Origin of the sequence: Streptomyces johnsoniae (assembly GCF_031845565.1) — a bacterium.
Taxonomy (GTDB): Bacteria; Actinomycetota; Actinomycetes; order Streptomycetales; family Streptomycetaceae; genus Streptomyces; species Streptomyces johnsoniae.
The window spans coordinates 38,130-55,615 of the sequence record NZ_JAVREV010000025.1 but is presented as its reverse complement, the minus strand read 5'-3'; the positions used below and the strand labels follow the sequence as shown (position 1 = coordinate 55,615).

The following is a 17,486-nucleotide window of genomic DNA, read 5'->3' as shown; positions in this document are numbered from 1 at the left end:
GACCCCGAGGGACTGAGATGAGACCGAACCCCTACCACGTGCTGGGACTTCCCGTCACCGCGGACGACGAGGCGGTGGTGGAGCAGGCCCGCGACCTGGCGCTGATCGCCGACGAGCACGAGGAACGCGCACTCGCCGAGTGGGCCAAGGACGAGCTGACGGGCCGCCCGGAGACGCGCAGGCTGCACGCGTTCCTTGAGGCGCCGGCCACCGACTACCGGGCCGATCGGTGGGCGGACTTCGCCCGCAAGCACCGGCGCGGCCCGGTCACCCCGGCCGCGCTCCGCCGTGCGGCCGGACCGCTCGGGCCCGAGGACTTCGACCTGGGGGCGGCGGCGCGGACCGCGGCCGGAGCCCTGCTGGCGCCGCCGGAGGCGGACGTGCGGCCCGCGGTCGAGGCGCCGCCGGTGCCGTACGAGCTGCCGGAACGGCCGCCGCTGGAGGTGCGCGATGTCCTCTTCGGCTGAGGAAAGCGGGGCGCACGAGCCCCTGGACTGGGACGACTTCGCCGAACGGCCCGCCCCGCGGGAGGCGGCCGGGAGGGACGGCGGGGACCTGCCGCCCGACCGCGAACTGGCCGCGGTGCTCCAGCGGTTCTGGTCCGACGTGGCCGAGGAGCGCAACAAGGCGCATGCGGAGGCGGCCGGTACCAGGGAGGCGGCCGTCGAGCTGGCCATTCACGTGGCGCGGCTCGAAAGCCTGCTGGCGGAGGCCGTTGAGCCGCTGGAAGCGGCGGGCAAGCGGAATCTCGGCCGGCGGCTCGCCGTGGTGTGCAAGCAGATGCAGACGCAACTGGCGCAGATCGGAGTCGAGGCGACGGACCCCACCGGCGAGCCGTTCGACGCCGTCGCCGACGAGGTGGACGTGCTGCGGTGGCGCCACGGCGCCCAGTACCCGGCGGAAGTCGTGGCCGAGACCCTGGAACCGGTGGTCCGCGACCGCGGCGTGGTGGTGCGCCTCGCCCAGGTCGTGATGGGCGCCCCGGCCCCGGCCATGCCCCCGGCCCCGGCCACAGCCACGCCCCCGGCCGCAGCCCCGGATCAGCCCGCCGGCAGCACACAGGACACACAGAGGGAGCAGCAGGAATGACCCAGTGGGTGAGCAAGGCGGTCGGTATCGACCTGGGCACCACCAACAGCGCGGTCGCCGTGATGAATCCGTCGGACACCGACACCGTGATCCACCAGGACGCGACCCGCGCCAGGACCACTCCGAGCTGCGTGTGGCGCAACCCGCGCAACGGCGAACTCGTCGTCGGCCGCAAGGCGTACGCGCGTATCGGCAGCGAGCCGGAGCCGGTGACCTCCGTCAAGCGGCTGATGGGCACGGGCCGCACCGTCGCGCTCGGCGGGGAGCAGGTCACGCCGCCGCAGGTGTCGGCCGAGATCCTGCGGGAGATGAAGCGGCAGATCGAGCAGGACGTGTCCGGCTTCGACAGCGCGGGCACGCGCTGGCTGGTGGACCGGGCCATCGTGACGGTGCCCGCGTACTTCGATCAGCCGCAGGTGGAGGCCACCCGGGAGGCCGCCGAGCTGGCCGGGCTCGGCGTCGTCGACCTGCTGCACGAGCCGACGGCGGCGGCCAGCCACTACTGCTGGAAGGCGGGCATCAGGGACGGCACGTTCCTCGTGTACGACCTGGGCGGCGGGACGTTCGACGTCAGCGTCGTGCGCTGCACCGCGGGGGACTTCCGCGTGCTGGGCATCAGCGGCAACACGATGCTCGGCGGCGACGACATCGACGGCGCGCTCGCCCACCACCTGCTCGGGCTGCTGCGCGCGGACGGCTGGCAGCTGGACCTGGACATCAGCGGCGATCCGGAGGACGCGCTGCGCTTCCGGCGGCTGAAGTCCCTGGCCGAGGCCGCGAAGAAGGCGCTGACCGACCGCACCGAGTACATGCTGCGGGACTCGGGAACCGTCCTCGACCAGGCGGGCGACCCCGTCGTCGTCGACACCCTGGTGGAGCGGGCCGACCTGGAGGAGGCCGCCCGCCCCTTCGTCGAACGCACCTTCCAGTACTGCGAGGAGGCGCTCGACCGGGCGGGCAAGGAGGCCGGGATCACCCTCGCCGACGTCGACCGCGTCATCCTCGCGGGCGGGTCCACGCACCTGCCGCTGGTTCGGCAGCTGGTGACCGAGCGGCTGTGCGCGCACTCCCGGGGCGCGGAGCCCGTGTACGAACGGGTGGACACCGTCGTCGCGCTCGGCGCGGCGGTCCGGGCCGCCGCCGTCGGCGGCCTCGAACTCCACGACGAGGAACGGACCGTGCGCGTCGCCCTGCGCGGCACCGCGGTGACCACCGCGGAACGGGCCACCGTCGCGGGCACCGCCCAGGCGCTCGCGCCCGGCATCGACCTGTCCGGCGGCTACGTGCAGCTGACGGCGGAGGACGGCTACGAGGACTCGGCGGACCTGACCCCGGGCGGCGGGTTCTCGTTCCTGCGGGTGCCGGTCACTCCTGGCGCGCAGACGCTGCTGGGGATCGAGGTGTTCGACGCGGCCGGGGAGCCGCGCGCGCAGGTGGCGCGCGCCGTGACGCACGACCGCGAGGCGGGGCCGCTCGGCTCGCCCGTCACCAGCGCGATCTGCGCCAAGCCGATCCTGCTTGAGGTCAGCAGGTCGGGGCGGCGGCACCGCAGGGAGCTGATCCCGGCGATGCGCCCGCTGCCGCTCAAGGCGCACTTCACGTTCAGCCACCCGGGGGACACCGGCACCGTCGAGTTCCGGCTGTTCCAGCAGAGCCGCCAGATCAAGGTCATCACGGCGGAAGTGCCGTCCTCCACCCCGGCCGGCACCACGATCCACGTGGACGTGGAGATGGACGCGGGGCTCCTCATCACCGTCCGCGGCACCATCGGTGAGCACCCGTTCGACGGCGCGGTGGAGGTGCCGCCGGAGCGGGAGCTGCCGGACGCGGAGCAGGTCGCCGCGCTGCACCGCGGGTTCGAGGAGGCCGTCGCCTACCTGCCGACCGGCGAACGGACCGTGTCCAACGCCAAGATGGCCAAGGCGAAGCAGGGCTACGACAGCGCGGTCGCCGAGGGCGACACGGCCCGCGCCGTGCACGAGTTCGGGCAGATGGAGGAGCTGGTCAGCTCCGTCGGGCGGCCCGAGGCGGACCTCGAACCGCCGAAGCACGACTTCGACCGGCTCATCGCCCAGTGCGAGGACGCGAACCGCTACCTCGTCACGCGCGCCGCCGACCTCGAAGTGCCGCACGACGCCGTCGAGATGGGCCGCGCCATCGACGTACAGCGCGGGCAGGGCGAACGGGCCTTCGCGGCCGGCGACCAGCGGTCGTACGGCGAGGCCGTGAGCCAGCTGCACGGCTACCTCGAACACCTGCGGGCGCTGACGACCAAGGTCTTCACCAAGGACGCCCCGCTCAGCGACCTGGAACGGGCCGCGGGGCTGCTGTCGTTCGTGCTCGAACGCGTGACGGAGCTGCGCGGCCTCGTCGCCGCCGTCGGCACCGAGGAACACCGGCAGACCGTCGAGGACGTGGCACGCCGGGCCGGCGCGCTTGAGCCGGTGCTCGGTCAGGACCCCGCGCGGGTGCAGCAGGAGGCGGCGCGTGAGGTGCGCAGGCTCGAACAGCTCGAAACCATCCTCAAGGGGCGCAGGCGCGGCGGCGAGGACGGCTCGTTCGTGCCGGTGGACCGGCCGTGAGCGGCGCGGAGTTCACCGTGCCGTGCCCCGTTCCGCTGTGCCGCACGGACAACGCGTACGCGGCGCGGGCCTGCGGCGGCTGCGGCACGCCGCTGTTCGGCTACGCGAGGCTGCACGCTCGGCCCGCGCGGCTGTTCAACCGGGGCCTGACCGCCGCGCGCGCGGGGCGGCCTGCGGCGGCCAGGGACTGCTTCGCCGCCGTCGTCCACTGGTGCCCCGGCGACACGGAGGCCAGGAACGCGCTGGCGCTGGCCTGCCTGCGCCTCGGCGACACGGACGAGGCGCGCCGCCAGTGGGAGGAGGTGCTGCGCCGCCGCCCGGAGGACCCACGGGCACCCCGCGGTCTCGCGACCCTCGCGTCCCTCGCGACCACCGACTCCCCAGGCGCTCCGAGCCCTTCGGGCTCTGCCGGTTCCATCGGTTCCTCCGGTTCCTCCGGTTCCTCCGGTTCCTCCGGTTCCGCCGACTCCCCAGGCGCTCCGAGCCCTTCGGGCTCTGCCGGCTCCTCCGGTTCCGCCGACTCGGCCGGCTCTTCGGGCTGACGTCGGCGTGCGGGCTCAGCCGGGGTCGGCGAGCGCCTCGGCCAGGCGGTCCGGGTCCACGCCCAGGTCCCGCAGCAGCCCGCGCGCCGCGGAGCCTCGGTCGGCGAGGAGCGCGGCCAGCACGGCGGCGTCGCCGTCGGGCGCCCGCTCCAGCACGCCGTTCACCCGCGGCGAGACGTCGCGGGAACGGGGCACGAGCAGCCGCGCCAGCTTCTCGAACGCGGCTTCCCCGGCGGGCCCTTGGGCGGCGAGGCCGCGGCGCAGCGTCTCGTTGCCGAGCGCGCCGAAGGCGAGGAGGAGGGTGTGCGAGCCGATGATCTCGCCCTTCAACTCGGCGAGCAGCCGCGCCAGCCGCAGCGCCGCCGCGGTCCCGGCGCCGAGCCCGTCAGTCCAGATGCGGCCGTCCCCGTTCGCGTCGGCCGCCGCCCGCGGCAGGGGGACGACATCGGCCATGCGCTCGCCGCCGTCGGGCTCGGCGTTCGCCTCGGGCTCGGCGTTCGCCTCGGGCTCGGCGTTCGCCTCGGGCTCGGCGTTCGCCTCGGGCTCGGCGTTCGCCTCGGGAAGCAGCTGGTCGAGGGCGAGGCCGCACAGCTCAAGCAGCTGGGCCGAGATGCCGCCGCCCACCGTCACGAAGGCGGCGGCGATGTCGGCCGTGCCGATGGCGGACCTGCCGCTGGTCACCGCGACCGACTCGGCCTCCAGGAGGACCCGCGTGACGGTGTCCGACAACTGCACCTCGTCCGGCGGCAGTTCGCCGTCCCCGCCGCGGTCGAGCACCGAGCCGACGACCTCGACGAGCACCGCGAACCGGTCCGTGCCGATGCGGTCCGTCACGCGTTCGCGCAGCTCCGGCAGGCCGAGCAGGCCGAGCAGCAGATCGACGGACGTGACCACACCGCGTGGCACCGCGTTCGCCCGGATCTGCGTCAGCAGCATGAGTGCGTCGGGCGTGAGGGCGTGCCGCGTGCTCCCCGGCGGCTCCTCGGGCGCCGGGTCCGGCGGCGCGTCACCGGTGAGGTACGCCGTCGGGTCGCCGTACAGCACGAACGACGCCCACGCCGCGTCCGGCCGCTCGCGCAGCCCGGCGCGCGCCCCGCGCACGGCGGCTCCCGCCGGTTCACCGCCCAGCAGCCGGTCGTAGAACAGCTCGGCGAAGTGCCACGCGCCGTCGTCCGCAACTTCGGCGCGTGTGCCGATCACCGTTTTGGCGCCCATGATCGTGAAGGCCCGGCACATGCTGGCGACGCGGCCCGCGGAGGCGCAGCCGTTGATGAACACCACGGGCGGTGCGCCCCGGGTGGACAGCGTCTGGAGGGCGACCTGGTCGAGCAACTCGCGCCGGTGCATCAGCAGCCCGGCCACGCCGCCGCTCGACGCGACGTGCCCGCAGTAGTGGAAGAGGTCGTAGGGTCTGCGGTCCGAGGCCAGCTCCCTGACCACCGAGGACACGGTCGCGTCCGCGCCCCGCACCACCGTGCACTCCACGCCGCGCCCCCGCAGCCAGTCCGCGACCCGCGCCACCTCCTCGCGCGCGGCGTCGAGATCGCCCAGGGTGTCGCCCACGACCAGCGCCCGGCGCAGCCGGTCGATGGTCCTGCCGCCGACCACCTGCTGTTTGCCGACGGAACGGCGGCCCAGGTCATGTTTGAGCCCCAGGAAGTCCCGGCCGTCGTGCAGCAGTTCCCACGGGACGGCCTGCGCCGGCTCGTTCGTCCTGACCAGGAGCGGCCCTATCGACTCCCGCAGCCGTCTGACCAGGTCCGGCAGGATGCCGCCGACACGCGGGAAAAGGTGGTCGTACAGCAGGGCGCCCAACTCCCGCAGACGTTCGACCGGGTCGTCCCCGGCGCCGGGCCCGCCCGCCGCCGACGTCAGCAGCGCGTCCATCTGCGCACACCAGTCAGATACGAGCGCCGGGCTGACGTCGACGGTGTACTCGGTCTCCCGCGTGCCGCCGTCCCCGCCCCGCTCGCCGGAGCGCAACTCGTACGTGTACTGCGCGGACAGGCCCTGGGCCAGCTCGCGCACGTCGAGCGTCGTCATCCCCGCGGCGGTCACGGCGGGGTCCGCCCGGCGCCGTGCCCGTCGTTACCGTCGTTCCCGTTCCCGTTCCCGGACCCGGGCCCGTTCCCGGTCTGCCCGGTCTGTCCGGCGGCGTGCGTGCGGAGGAAGTGCTCCAGGACCCGCCGCTCCCCGTCCGTCGACGGCTCCGTGATGACCAGCTCCGTGCCGTCCACCTTCAGCACGATCGTCGTCACCCCGCGCCGCGCCCCCGACCGCCGTTCGCGGCCCTCGATCAGCCAGCGGCGCACCACGTCGACCACCGCGACCAGCGTGCCGGAGAACGTGACCGCCAGCGTCGCCACGGCGATGAACTCGCCCGCCCGCCGCCCCGGCTCCGGGTCCCGCACCCACTGCGGCGCCACCCGCGTCGCCGCGCCCGCGTCGTACAGCCTGCGGGTCAGCTCGTCGTGCGCCCCCGGCGGCACGTCCCCGCCCAGCGCCAGCTCGCACTCCATTGGGTCCGCCCCTCCCCGTCGTGCCTGTCCGTCAACCATCCTGCCACGGCGGGTAGTTCCCGTCGGCCCCCGGGCAGCAGCAGTCCGGCCGCCGTCAGCGCGCCCCAGCCGAGCGACACCGCGACCGCGCCGCGGCGCCGCAGGCGGCCCGGCAGCGTGGCGCCGAGCAGCGCCGCGTCGCCGACGTCCGCCGCGAGCCGCAGCGCCGCTGCGGTGCGCAGCGCCGGGCCCTCGGGCGCGAGCGCCAGGGCCAGCCCGCAGGCCGCCTCCCGCAGGCCGAGCGGGCGCAGCGCCGTTCGCACCTCCGCGCCGGTCCGCCCGCCGGGCCCGGCAAGCCCCGACGGCTTCGCCAGCAGCGCCGGCCGGGCCGCCACCGCCAGCCCGTACACCGTCGTGGCCACTCCCACGGCGCGCAACACACGTGTATCCATGCACCCACTGTGCCGCACCGCCGCGTACTCCCCCGGGCGTACGGGGCAGGGGGGTGATGCGGTCGGCGGAGTAACACCGTTGCCTCCTGCCGGCCGATGCGCGGACAGGTGGCCGCGGCCGAGCCTGAGGGCCGGGCCAGGAAGCCCGCGAAGCAAGGGATGTGCCCCATGGAACAGGACGACGAGGAGCTGCACGCCTTCGGCCGGCGGTGGGCGCGGGCCGAGCTGGCCGGCGACACCGACGCCCTCGGGACGCTGCTGACCGGTGACTTCACGGCGGTCGGGCGGCACGGCTTCGTGCTCGACAGGGCGGCCTGGCTGGCGCGTTACTCCTCGGGCGCGCTCGTTCACGACTCCTTCGACTGGGAGTACGTCGAGATCCGCCGCTACGGCTGCGCGGCCCTGGCGCTCGGGGTGCAGAGCCAGCAGAGCATCTACGAGGGGCGCGATGTGGACGGGCACTTCAGGATCAGCCAGTTCCTGACGGCGGCCGACGGCCGCTGGCGGCTCGCCGGTCTGCACCTGAGCGAGATCGCCGTGCGGCCGGGGGCCCCGCAGCCGTGAGCGGCCGCCTCGGCCGCCTCGGCCGCCTCAGACGGTGAGGGTGACGCCACCGGGCAGGAACTCGCCGAAGCGGGTCCCGGGGAACGTGCGCTGGGCGACCTGGAGCAGCCGGTGCGGCTGCGGGCTCAGACCGGTGACCGTGAGCGTGCCGTGGCGGGCCAGGGCGGTCCGGCGCGCACCGACGAGCAGGTGCAGACCGGCGATGTCCATGAACGGCGCGTCGGCCAGGTCGAGCGTGACATCGGTGACGGTCGGCGGCAGCGCGGCGAACGCGGCCTCGACCTGCGGCAGCGTGTGGATGTCGATATCGCAGTGCGGACTGATGCTCGCGGTGTTCCCGCGGACGTATGTGTCGACGTGCATGGCGGGCACCCCTCTCGGAGGGTTATGAGCCCAAAGCGAACCGCCGCACAGCGGACGGAGGGCCGTGGCGGGTCCGGGTGCCCCGACGAAGAGGGGCAACTCCCGGAACCCTGTCCCGGAAGTACGGCCCGGGACAGTCTCGTGTAATCCCAACATCCCACGGCGCACGGGCTTCTGCCACCTTTTGACGGGTGGGACATCCCACTCCGTCCCGTCCTGTGCGGACTCGTCCCACCCGCCGTCCCACCCGCCGTCCCGTTCGCCGTGGGTCAGATGACCTGGAGCAGCTTGTTCGGCGTGCCGGGCGGCACGCCGGTGAGCCTGCCGACGGCCGCCGCCTCGTCCATGGCCTGCCCGAGCGCGGCGGGGCCGGTGCCGGGGTGGTCGGCCAGGTGGAGGGCGGCCACGCCCGCGGCGAAGGCCGCCGACGCGGAGGTGCCGGACAGGGCGGCCGTTCCGTCGCCGCCGTCCGGCCAGGCGGAGGTGATGCCGACGCCGGGCGCGAACAGGTCGACGGCGGGCCCGAGGTTGGTGAACGAGGCCACCCGGTCGTCACAGCTGGACGCGGCCACGGTGATGGCCTCGGTGACGCGGCCTGGCGAGTAGTTCCCCGCGTCGTCCGCGCCGCCGCCCGCCGCCACGGCGTAGGTCACGCCGGAGGCGATGGAGGCCCGGACGGCCCGGTCGAGCACGTCGCTCGGGGCGCCGCCGAGGGTCAGCAGCGCGACCGCGGAACGGCCCCGCGCGTCGGCGGTGAGCCAGTCGATGCCCTCGACGACCCCGGCCAGGGTCCCGGCACCCGAGGCGTCGAGCACCTTGACGGAGACGAGGTCGGCGGCCTTGGCGACGCCGTGCTCCGCGCCGCCGACCAGTCCGGCCACGTGCGTGCCGTGGCCGTTGCCGTCCGAACCGTCCCCGCCGGTCACGTCGTGGCCCGGCCTGGCCCGGCCGCCGAAGTCCTGGTGCCCGTACGCGATTCCGGTGTCGACGATGTAGGCGGTGGCGCCCTCGCCGGCCGAGTCGGGGAAGGTGAAGGAGCGGTCGAGCGGCAGGTCGGGCTGGTCGATGCGGTCAAGTCCGCAGTTGGGCGGGTCGGGCTGGGTGGCGGCCGGGCGGGCGGCGACCGCGGTGTCCTGCTCGACCAGCCGCACGGCCGGGTCGGCGGCCAGGCGGCGGGCCTGCGGCGCGGTGGCCAGGACGTGGAGGCCGGTCAGCGCGCTGTCGTAGGTGCCGGCGACGCGCACGCCGTAGCGGTCGGCCAGTTCGGCGCCGACGGTGCGTGCGGTACCGCCGTCGAGGACGACGAGGTAGCTGCCCTCGACGGCGCCGGGCGCCCCGGCGTTGACGACGGCGGGTCCCGGGGCGGACGCGGCGGCGGGGAGGGTGCCGGCGGCGGCCAGGCAGAGCAGGGCGGCGGTCAGGGTGGCGGTGGCGCGGCCGGGTCTGCGGGAGGTGCGGGAGGTGCGGGAGGTGCGGCGCAAGGGGTCTCCTCGGGCGGGACCGGAACGGGTCTTCGGATGTGCCCATGACAATCCGGTGGCCTCAGGCTGCCGCCCCCGGCCGGTCAGGACAAGACCGCCCCCGGCCGGCGGACACCCCCGGTGCTCAGTCCGGCGGCGGCGGGCCGGGCCAGGCGGTGTCCTCGCGGGCGGCGGCCAGGAGCGGACCGAGCGGAAGCCACGCGGCCGGTCCGTCCGCGGTGGCGGGGTGGTCGGCGAAGCGGGCCCACGCGGACTCGTCCTCGCCGAGCGCGTCGAGCACCGCCGCGGCTATCGCGGGCCCGCCGTGCGCCAGCGCCGCCCACGCCGGGAGCGCCGCCACCGTGTCAGGACCGCAGCCCTCCGCGGCCAGGGCCAGCCGGGTCCACGCGTCCCTGGCCGCGGCGCCGCCGCCGAGGCGCCGGGGCAGCTCGTGCGTGAGGCGCGGCAGCGCCCCGGCCGGGTCGGAGTGGCGGGCCAGGACGGCGGCGAAGGGCGGGTCCGCCCGGTCCTGGGCCAGGGCGCAGGACAGCAGCGCCCGTTCGACCGCCTGGTCGTCGCCCGGGTGCCGGTCGAGGAACGCGGCCAGCGTCTCCCCCGGTATCCCGGCCAGCTGCGGCACCGTCACCTCGCCGGGATCGTCGAGGGCCGCGGCGCTGCGCCGCTCCACGTCGGCGAGCAGCGCGGCGAACCGCTCGTCCCGGCGACCGCGGCCCCGCGCCGCGTCCCGCACCAGCAGCCGTACGCGCAACGCGACGTCGGGCGTGAGCGCGGGCAGATGCCGCAGCATCGCGTGCACCCACAGCAGGTGCGCGGGACGGCCGACCGGGCGGCCGGGCAGCGGCTCCCACCCGGCCAGGGCCTCGGCCGCGGTCCCAGCGAACAGGCGGCCCAGCGCGGCGCGGCCCTCCGGCGGCGTCCGCCAGGGCCGGTCCGCGGGCGGGTCGAGCAGCAGGCGCCAGCGTTCGCCCGCGGCCCTGGCGACCCAGTCGACCGCGGCGCGGGCGCCGTGCTCCGGATCGGACGCCCGGTCGTCCAGGTACGCCCGCGGGAGGTGCGCGGCCTCCTGCGGCAGAGCCGCGACCCGCTCCCCGAAACGCGCCCGTGCCTCGTCCCGCGTGAGCCCGCCGAGCAGCGCGCGGCTTATCTCGGCGGTGAGCACCGCCCCCGCGAACCGCTCCAGGTCGGCGCGCGCCACCGCGTCGAGCAGCGCGGGCTCGACGGCCCACGGCAGGGTGCCGAGCAGGTGGTCGCGGATCACGGACCCGGCCGGCGTGCCCGCCGGGATCGCGAGCAGGCGCGCGTGGCGGTCGGGGTGGGTGACCAGCACCCGCAGCCACATCGCCTGCCAGGCGTGCAGCGCCGCCCGGTGGCCGCGCAACCAGCCCTCGAAGTCCTCGCCCTCCCGCATCGGGGCCGGCGGCCCCGGCAGCAGCTCCACCGCCGCGTCGAACACGGCGTCCGGCAGGCACGGAACGCCGAGCACCGCCTGCGCCGGACCCGGCCGGTCCAGCAACTCCCGCGTCATGTCCGCCGGCTCCACCGCGCGGCGGCGCAGCTCCGCCACGACCGCGGCCGGCACCGCGTCCGCGCCCTCGGCGCTCTCCGCGGCCAGCTCGCCGAGGCGCGCGTCCGCCGCGGCCCGCAGGGCGGCCGTCCGCAGCGAGGCCGGGCAGTCGCGGTGCGTGAGGGCGGCGGCGGCCGTGGCCGGGGCGGCGGACGCGGCCTCCGTCAGCAGCCAGTCCGGCGCGCTCCCGGCGCACGCGCCGTGCAGCAGTGCGCGCAGCAGCGGCTCCCGCTCCGCGCCGGGGGCGCCGTGCCGCGCCCGCCCGGCCGCGAACCTGGCCGCCGCGGAGCCGGGCGGCGCGGTGGCGGCGAGGCCGGTCAGGAACGCGGCGGGCAGCGCCGCCGCCCCGCCGCTCACTGTGCCTCCTTGTTCGCTTCTCCGCCCACGCGGCGAAGGGTGTGGTGGGTGGTGGTGTGCGGCTCGGTGGCCGCGTGGGCGCCGCTCACTGTGCCTCCTTGTTCGCTTCTCCGCCCACGCGGCGAAGGGTGTGGTGGGTGGTGGTGTGCGGCTCGGTGGCCGCGTGGGCGCCGCTCACCGTGCCTCCTTGCTCGCTTGCGTGGGCGCCGCTCACCGGCCGGTCCCCGCGACGTACTCGCGCAGATGCCGCGCGGTCAGGGTGTCGCCCCGCGCCACGAGATCGGCCGGGGTGCCGGTGAACACCACCCGGCCGCCGTCGTGCCCGGCGCCGGGACCGAGGTCGATCAGCCAGTCGGCGTGCGCCATGACCGCCTGGTGATGCTCGATGACGACGACCGTGTTGCCCGCGTCGACCAGCCGGTCGAGGAGGGCGAGCAGCTGGTCCACGTCCGCCAGGTGCAGGCCGGTGGTCGGCTCGTCCAGCACGTACGTCGCGGCCTTCTCCGCCATGTGGATCGCCAGCTTCAGCCGCTGCCGCTCGCCGCCGGAGAGGGTGGTCAGGGGCTGGCCGAGCCGCAGGTAGCTCAGGCCCACGTCCATCAGCCGGCCGAGGATCGTCTGCGCCTGGCCGGTGCGGAAGAACTTGTGCGCCTCGGCCACGGACATGCCCAGGACCTCGCTGATGTCCTTGCCGTCCAGCTTGTACGTCAGCACCTGCGGCGTGAACCGCTTGCCCTGGCACTCCTCGCAGACCGAGGCGACCCCGGCCATCATCGCGAGGTCGGTGTAGACGAGACCGATCCCGTTGCAGTTGGGGCAGGCCCCTTCCGAATTGGCGCTGAACAGGGCCGCCTTGACCCCGTTGGCCTTGGCGAACGCGGTACGGATCGGGGCGAGCAGTCCGGTGTAGGTCGCCGGGTTGCTCCGGCGGGAGCCGCGGATCGCGGACTGGTCGGCGACGACGACGCCCTCCCGGCCGGGCAGCGCGCCGTGGATGAGGGAACTCTTGCCTGAGCCGGCGACGCCGGTGACGACGGTCAGGACGCCCACCGGGATGTCGACGTCGACATCGCGCAGATTGTGCGTGCTGGCGCCGGTGATCGGCAGCTTGCCGCGCGGCGTGCGCACGGACTCCCGCAGCCCGGCCCGGTGTTCGAGGTGGCGGCCGGTCAGCGTGTCCGAGGCGCGCAGCCCCGCGATGTCGCCGGTGTAACAGACCTCCCCGCCGGCGCTGCCCGCGCCGGGACCGAGGTCGACGACGTGGTCGGCGATGGCGATGACCTCCGGCTTGTGCTCGACGACGAGCACCGTGTTGCCCTTGTCGCGCAGCCGCAGCAGCAGGTCGTTCATCCGGGCGATGTCGTGCGGGTGCAGGCCGGTGGTGGGCTCGTCGAAGACGTAGGTGACGTCGGTGAGGCTGGACCCGAGATGGCGGACCATCTTCACCCGCTGCGACTCGCCGCCGGAGAGGGTGGCGGAGGTGCGGTCCAGGCTCAGGTAGCCGAGGCCGATCTCCACCAGCGAGTCGAGCAGATCGCGCAGCGCGCTCAGCATCGGCGCGACGGAGGGCGCGTCGATGCCGCGGACGAACGCCGCCAGATCGCTGATCTGCATGGCGGAGCACTCCGCGATGGTGACCCCGTCGATCTTGGAGGACAGCGCGGCGGCGCTGAGCCGGGTGCCGCCGCAGGTGCCGCACTTGGCGAAGACGACGGCCCGGTCCACGAAGGCGCGGACCGCGGTCTGCATCGAGTCCCGGTCCTTGGCCAGGTAGAGGCGCGTCACCTTGGGGATCAGGCCCTCGTACGTGATGTTGTTGGTGCCCAGCTTGATCTTGGTGGTCGGCTTGTGCAGGAAGTCCGCCCACTGCTCCGGCGGATAGTCCTTCAGCTTCATGTCGGCGTCGAACAGCCCGGAGTGCGCCATGACCTGCCAGTACCAGGCGCCGACGGTGAAGCCGGGCGCGGTGATGGCCCCCTCGTTGAGCGACAGCTCCCGGTCCACGAGCTGGTCGACGTCGATCTGCGAGACCTCCCCCAGCCCCTCGCAGTCGGAACAGGCGCCCTCCGCGGTGTTGAAGCTGAACGCCGACGAGGTGCCGATGTGCGGGGTGCCGAGTCTGCTGTAGACGATCCGCAGCATCGTGTACGCGTCGGTGACCGTGCCCACGGTGGACCGCGAGTTGGCCCCCATCCGCTCCTGGTCGACGACGATGGCCGCGCTGAGATTGTGCAGCGCGTCGACGTCCGGGCGGCCCAGACTCGGCATGAACGACTGGATGAACGCGGTGTACGTCTCGTTGATCAGGCGCTGGGACTCGGCCGCGATGGTGCCGAAGACGAGGGAGGACTTCCCCGAACCGGAGACGCCGGTGAAGACCGTCAGCCTGCGCTTGGGTATGTCGAGCGAGATGTCCCGCAGATTGTTCTCCCGCGCGCCGCGCACCTGGATCACATCGTGGCTGTCCGCGGCGAGGGAGGCGGCGCGCGGCGGGGCGGCTGGGCCCGGCGGCGTGACGGGCGAACGGGACGGCTCGGCGGACATGAACGACTCCCCTGAGGACGGAACGGGCGGTGGCCACGGCGGCCGGGCCCCTCGGACCCGATGGCTCGATCATGGCATCCGGCACTGACAACGCGACCGCTGGAGACACCGTGCACGAGACCTGGACCGCCGTCGAGCGCATCGCCGCCTGGCTGGAGGAGCACAGCACCCTGCCCGTCGAGCAGCGCAGGCTGCTGCAACTGCTGAAGATCACCGAGGAGGCGGGGGAGGTGGCCGAGGCGGTGATCGGGGCGACCGGGCAGAACCCGCGGAAGGGCAGGTCGCACACCTGGCAGGACGTCGAGGCCGAGGTGTGCGACGTCATCGTCACGGCGATGGTCGCGCTGGCCCGGCTGACGCCCGACGCCCGCGAGGTCTTCGCGGCGCACCTGGCGCGCGTCGTCGAACGGAACGCCGCGTTCGGCGGCTGACGCGCCCGGCTCAGCCCCGCGGGTCCGCGGGTCCGCGGCGGCGGCCGAACGGTCCCGCGCGGCGACGAGGGCGCGCGCGGTTCACCGCCCGCCCCGTTCCGCGATCAGCCGCATCGCCTGCCAGACGGCCTCGGCCTGGGCCGCGGAGAACTCGGCGAAGAACGCCCCCTCGAACCCCCCGCCGCCCCGCATCCCGCTCGTCTGCCCGGCGGCCTCGGCCATCGGCGCCGCGATCTCCGCCGGCAGCGCGGCCACCAGGGCCCGCGCCACGGCGGGGACCCGCGGATCGTCGGCGGCGGCGTCCGCCAGGCCGTCCATCTGCGCGTACACCTCGTAGGCGCGCCGCAGCGCCCCGGGTTCCGACTTCAGGGCACGCAGCAGGCCGCCCAGCCACTCGGCGGCCCCCGGTGCCGGGGCGGCTTCGAGCAGAGCGAGCAGTTCCCGCTCCTTCGCGGCCATGCGGGGTTCCGGGCCCGGGAGTTCCGCCGAGGCGCGGGACATCTCGGTGAACAGGGCGGCCAGCTCGGGCGAGACCGGGCCCTCCCGCGGCAGGCCGCCGTTCTCGCCGGCCTGCCGCAGCACCTCGGACAGGCGTTCCCTGCGGCGCCGGATCGCCTCCTCCTGGGCGGCCAGGTCGTCGTCCAGCTCGGCCAGGACCTCGTCCAGCTCGTGCGCCGTGTCGTCGGAGAGCACGTCGCGGATCTCCTCCAGGCCGAGGCCCAGCTCCGTCAGCCGCCGGATGCGGGCCAGGCGGATGGCGTCGCTCAGCCCGTAGGAGCGGTAGCCGTTGGCCTCGCGCGGAGACTCGGGCAGCAGCCCGACGTGGTGGTAGTGCCGGATGGTGCGGGTGGTGACGCCGGCCAGTGCGGCGAGCTCTCCGATGCGCATGCGGCCAGTAGAAACGTTGACGTTGCGGCAAGGTCAAGCGGCACGCGGGCCGGCGCACCGACCTGGCGGCGCCGCGTCCCGCTACCGCGCGTCCCCGGGGCGCCGACCCAGCAGCTCCGCGAGACCCTGCCTGGTCGCGGCCACCACCACCCGGTCCCGGGGCCGCAGCACGTAGCCGGGGTGCACGTTCCACAGCAGGCCCGCGGACCGGCTCCGCTCCTCCGCGGGGCGCGGCGCCGCCAGGTCGGTGCGCCGGTCCTCCGGCTCGGCCGTGTCGAGTGCCACGACCCGCCACGCGTCCCGCCGGTACGCCTCCGCGACCGTCCTGCCCTCGAACCGCGGCAGCGCCGACACCTCCACCGCCGCGAACAGCAGCACCCGCCGTTCCACCGGAACGGCCCCCAGGATCTGCCGCCCCATCATCGCGCCCGCGAACGCGGGTGCGGCCAGCGTCGACACGCTGCGGCTGCGCGTCAGCGCCCCGGGGTGCGCGGCGCGCAGCGTGCGGTACACGGCGGTCGCGAAGTCGTCGTCGTAGATGCGCAGCGACACCCGCAGGTCCGGCTGCACGGAACGCGCGTACAGCGCCGCCTCCAGGTTCGTCGCGTCCGCGCTCGTCACCGCGAGCAGCGCCTGCGCGCGGTGGATCTTCGCGGACTCCAGCACGCCCTCCTGCGTGACGTCGCCCAGCACCACCGGCACCCCCAGCCTGCGGGCCGTCGCGATGCCCCTGGCCTCCGGGTCCTCCTCCACGCACACCACCGGAATGTCCAGCTCCCGCAGCTGCGTCAGCACACGGGTGCCGATCTTGCCGAGGCCGAGCAGAACCACGTGCCCCGAAAGACCGCGCGGCGGGCGCGGCAGCGCGGCGGAACCGCGGAACGTGCCGAGCGCCTGGAGCGCGCCCGCCACCAGGATCGGCAGCAGCGCGAGCCCCACGAGCCCCGCGACCAGCTGGAGCGTCTGCCGCGCCACCGGCTCCCCGACGGCCGGGTCGCCGATGGAGAACAGGTCGAGCAGCGTCAGGTAGGCGGCGTTCAGCGGGTGCCCGCCCGTGGTCCACCACAGCGCGACGGCCAGCACGCACCCGGCCGCCCCGACGCCCGCGAGCGCCCACCGCAGCCGCCCGGGGAAGATGTCCGCGAGCGGCGCGCCCCGCCGCGCCAGGCGCCGCGGCGGCAGCGGGGGTCCGGCGTGCGCGACTGTTTCCAGCACCACGGTGCCGCGGCCGGTCGCCGCCGCCACCTCCGCGTCGTCGGGCAGCAGCAGCGGCGCGCCCGCGCCGCTGCGGTCGGAGCCCTCGTCGCCCGCCGGGTCCTGCGCCGTCGCGGACAGCAGCGCCAGCGTGCACAGGCCCGGGTCGGCGATCTCGCCGGGGGCGGGCGGCGGGCGTTCCGCGGCGCGCAGCAGCAGCCCGTCGGCCGCCACGACCTTGCGCGTTCCGGCGACCGCGGTGGCCGCCAGCGCGGGCGCGGCCGTGTCGGCGTCCGAGAGCACGATGGTGGAGGCGTCGAGGCCCGCCGGGTCGAGCCCCGGCAGCGCCACCGCGGCGGCCTGGTCGAGGAGGTCGGCGAGGCGGAGGCCGAGCTTGCGGTTGTACAGGCGGATCACCAGCCGCAGCCGCGGGTTGAGGCGCCGGGCGGCGAGCGCTGCCCTGATGTTCGTCTCGTCGTCCTCGTGCACGAGCGCCATCGCGGCGGCCTCCGCGGCGCCCGCCTGCCGCAGCACGTCCTCGGTGGGCTCGGCCGCCTCGATCTCCCGCACGGCGGGCGTGTCGCCGGCCGCGGCGCCCCCGTCGGCCCGCCCCATCGCGGCGGTCATCCGGCCCAGGAACGCCGAGATGCGCACGAGGCCGCGCCGGCCGTCGTGCGTGCCGTCGCCCGCGTCGGCGGGCGGGACGACGAGCGTGACCCGTTCCCTGTACACCTCGTGCAGCTCGGTGCCGAGCCGCACCGCCAGCACGTCGTCCCCGCAGACGATCATGTGCCCGGCGGCTGCTCCCTGGGGGCCGTTGGCCGGAAGTACAGACACGCATCGAAGACGCGCGGGCCACCCCAACAGGTTCCACAGGCAAGGCAGTTGAACGGGCAGTTGAACGGGCAGTTGAACGGCCGGCCGGCACCCCGCGCGG

Annotated in this window: 15 protein-coding genes; 6 read left to right on the top strand and 9 right to left on the bottom strand. The window is 75.3% G+C overall.

Translation table 11 applies throughout. The features are described from left to right. Window positions 1-17: 17 nt before the first annotated feature. The 4 genes from RM779_RS31490 to RM779_RS31475 are packed head-to-tail and all read left to right on the top strand — an operon-like array spanning window position 18 to window position 4,213. A complete protein-coding gene (locus RM779_RS31490) occupies window positions 18-467 on the top strand; it encodes a hypothetical protein (RefSeq protein WP_311621206.1) in 450 nt (149 codons plus the stop codon). Further along, window positions 451-1,089, top strand: a complete 639-nt coding sequence (locus RM779_RS31485; protein WP_311621205.1) for a hypothetical protein — start codon at window positions 451-453, stop codon at window positions 1,087-1,089. Before RM779_RS31490 ends, RM779_RS31485 begins: the two co-directional genes overlap by 17 nt. After that, window positions 1,086-3,671, top strand: coding sequence for an Hsp70 family protein (locus RM779_RS31480; protein WP_311621204.1), 2,586 nt, complete (start codon window positions 1,086-1,088; stop codon window positions 3,669-3,671). The genes RM779_RS31485 and RM779_RS31480 overlap by 4 nt, the downstream gene beginning before the upstream one ends. Further along, window positions 3,668-4,213: a tetratricopeptide repeat protein gene (locus tag RM779_RS31475; RefSeq protein ID WP_311621203.1), complete on the top strand. Its 546-nt coding sequence runs from the start codon at window positions 3,668-3,670 to the stop codon at window positions 4,211-4,213. The genes RM779_RS31480 and RM779_RS31475 overlap by 4 nt, the downstream gene beginning before the upstream one ends. Before the next feature lie 15 nt (window positions 4,214-4,228). On the opposite strand, the gene RM779_RS31470 is transcribed toward RM779_RS31475, so the two are convergent. Genes RM779_RS31470 through RM779_RS31460 form a run of 3 tightly spaced genes read right to left on the bottom strand, consistent with a single transcriptional unit; the run spans window position 4,229 to window position 7,163 of the window. Next, window positions 4,229-6,271, bottom strand: coding sequence for a CHAT domain-containing protein (locus RM779_RS31470; RefSeq protein ID WP_311621202.1), 2,043 nt, complete (start codon window positions 6,269-6,271; stop codon window positions 4,229-4,231). Beyond that, window positions 6,268-6,732 carry a hypothetical protein gene (locus RM779_RS31465; protein WP_311621201.1) on the bottom strand — a complete coding sequence of 155 codons (465 nt, stop codon included), beginning with the start codon at window positions 6,730-6,732 and terminating at the stop codon, window positions 6,268-6,270. Before RM779_RS31465 ends, RM779_RS31470 begins: the two co-directional genes overlap by 4 nt. After that, window positions 6,675-7,163, bottom strand: coding sequence for a hypothetical protein (locus RM779_RS31460; RefSeq protein ID WP_311621200.1), 489 nt, complete (start codon window positions 7,161-7,163; stop codon window positions 6,675-6,677). The genes RM779_RS31465 and RM779_RS31460 overlap by 58 nt, the downstream gene beginning before the upstream one ends. Before the next feature lie 168 nt (window positions 7,164-7,331). Between RM779_RS31460 and RM779_RS31455 the strand changes: the two genes are divergently transcribed. Next, window positions 7,332-7,727, top strand: coding sequence for a nuclear transport factor 2 family protein (locus RM779_RS31455; RefSeq protein WP_311621199.1), 396 nt, complete (start codon window positions 7,332-7,334; stop codon window positions 7,725-7,727). A 27-nt stretch (window positions 7,728-7,754) separates the two neighbouring features. Here the strand turns inward: RM779_RS31455 and RM779_RS31450 are convergent, their stop codons facing one another. The 4 genes from RM779_RS31450 to RM779_RS31435 form a co-directional block, all read right to left on the bottom strand. Continuing rightward, window positions 7,755-8,090 (bottom strand): STAS domain-containing protein, encoded by a 336-nt coding sequence (locus RM779_RS31450; protein ID WP_311621198.1) that lies wholly within the window; start codon window positions 8,088-8,090, stop codon window positions 7,755-7,757. A 269-nt stretch (window positions 8,091-8,359) separates the two neighbouring features. Next, window positions 8,360-9,571, bottom strand: a complete 1,212-nt coding sequence (locus tag RM779_RS31445; protein ID WP_311621197.1) for a S8 family peptidase — start codon at window positions 9,569-9,571, stop codon at window positions 8,360-8,362. Window positions 9,572-9,695: 124 nt separating this feature from the next. Next, window positions 9,696-11,492 (bottom strand): hypothetical protein, encoded by a 1,797-nt coding sequence (locus RM779_RS31440; protein WP_311621196.1) that lies wholly within the window; start codon window positions 11,490-11,492, stop codon window positions 9,696-9,698. Between the two features lie 210 nt (window positions 11,493-11,702). Beyond that, window positions 11,703-14,036 carry an excinuclease ABC subunit UvrA gene (locus RM779_RS31435; RefSeq protein ID WP_311621195.1) on the bottom strand — a complete coding sequence of 778 codons (2,334 nt, stop codon included), beginning with the start codon at window positions 14,034-14,036 and terminating at the stop codon, window positions 11,703-11,705. Between the two features lie 71 nt (window positions 14,037-14,107). Here RM779_RS31435 and RM779_RS31430 point away from each other — a divergent pair, with 71 nt between their 5' ends. Continuing rightward, window positions 14,108-14,467, top strand: a complete 360-nt coding sequence (locus RM779_RS31430; protein ID WP_077063375.1) for a MazG-like family protein — start codon at window positions 14,108-14,110, stop codon at window positions 14,465-14,467. Between the two features lie 81 nt (window positions 14,468-14,548). On the opposite strand, the gene RM779_RS31425 is transcribed toward RM779_RS31430, so the two are convergent. Both RM779_RS31425 and RM779_RS31420 read right to left on the bottom strand, forming a co-directional pair. Continuing rightward, window positions 14,549-15,355 carry a MerR family transcriptional regulator gene (locus tag RM779_RS31425; protein WP_311621194.1) on the bottom strand — a complete coding sequence of 269 codons (807 nt, stop codon included), beginning with the start codon at window positions 15,353-15,355 and terminating at the stop codon, window positions 14,549-14,551. A gap of 81 nt (window positions 15,356-15,436) precedes the next feature. Then, window positions 15,437-17,338 carry a potassium channel family protein gene (locus RM779_RS31420; protein WP_311621227.1) on the bottom strand — a complete coding sequence of 634 codons (1,902 nt, stop codon included), beginning with the start codon at window positions 17,336-17,338 and terminating at the stop codon, window positions 15,437-15,439. Between the last annotated feature and the right edge of the window lie 148 nt (window positions 17,339-17,486).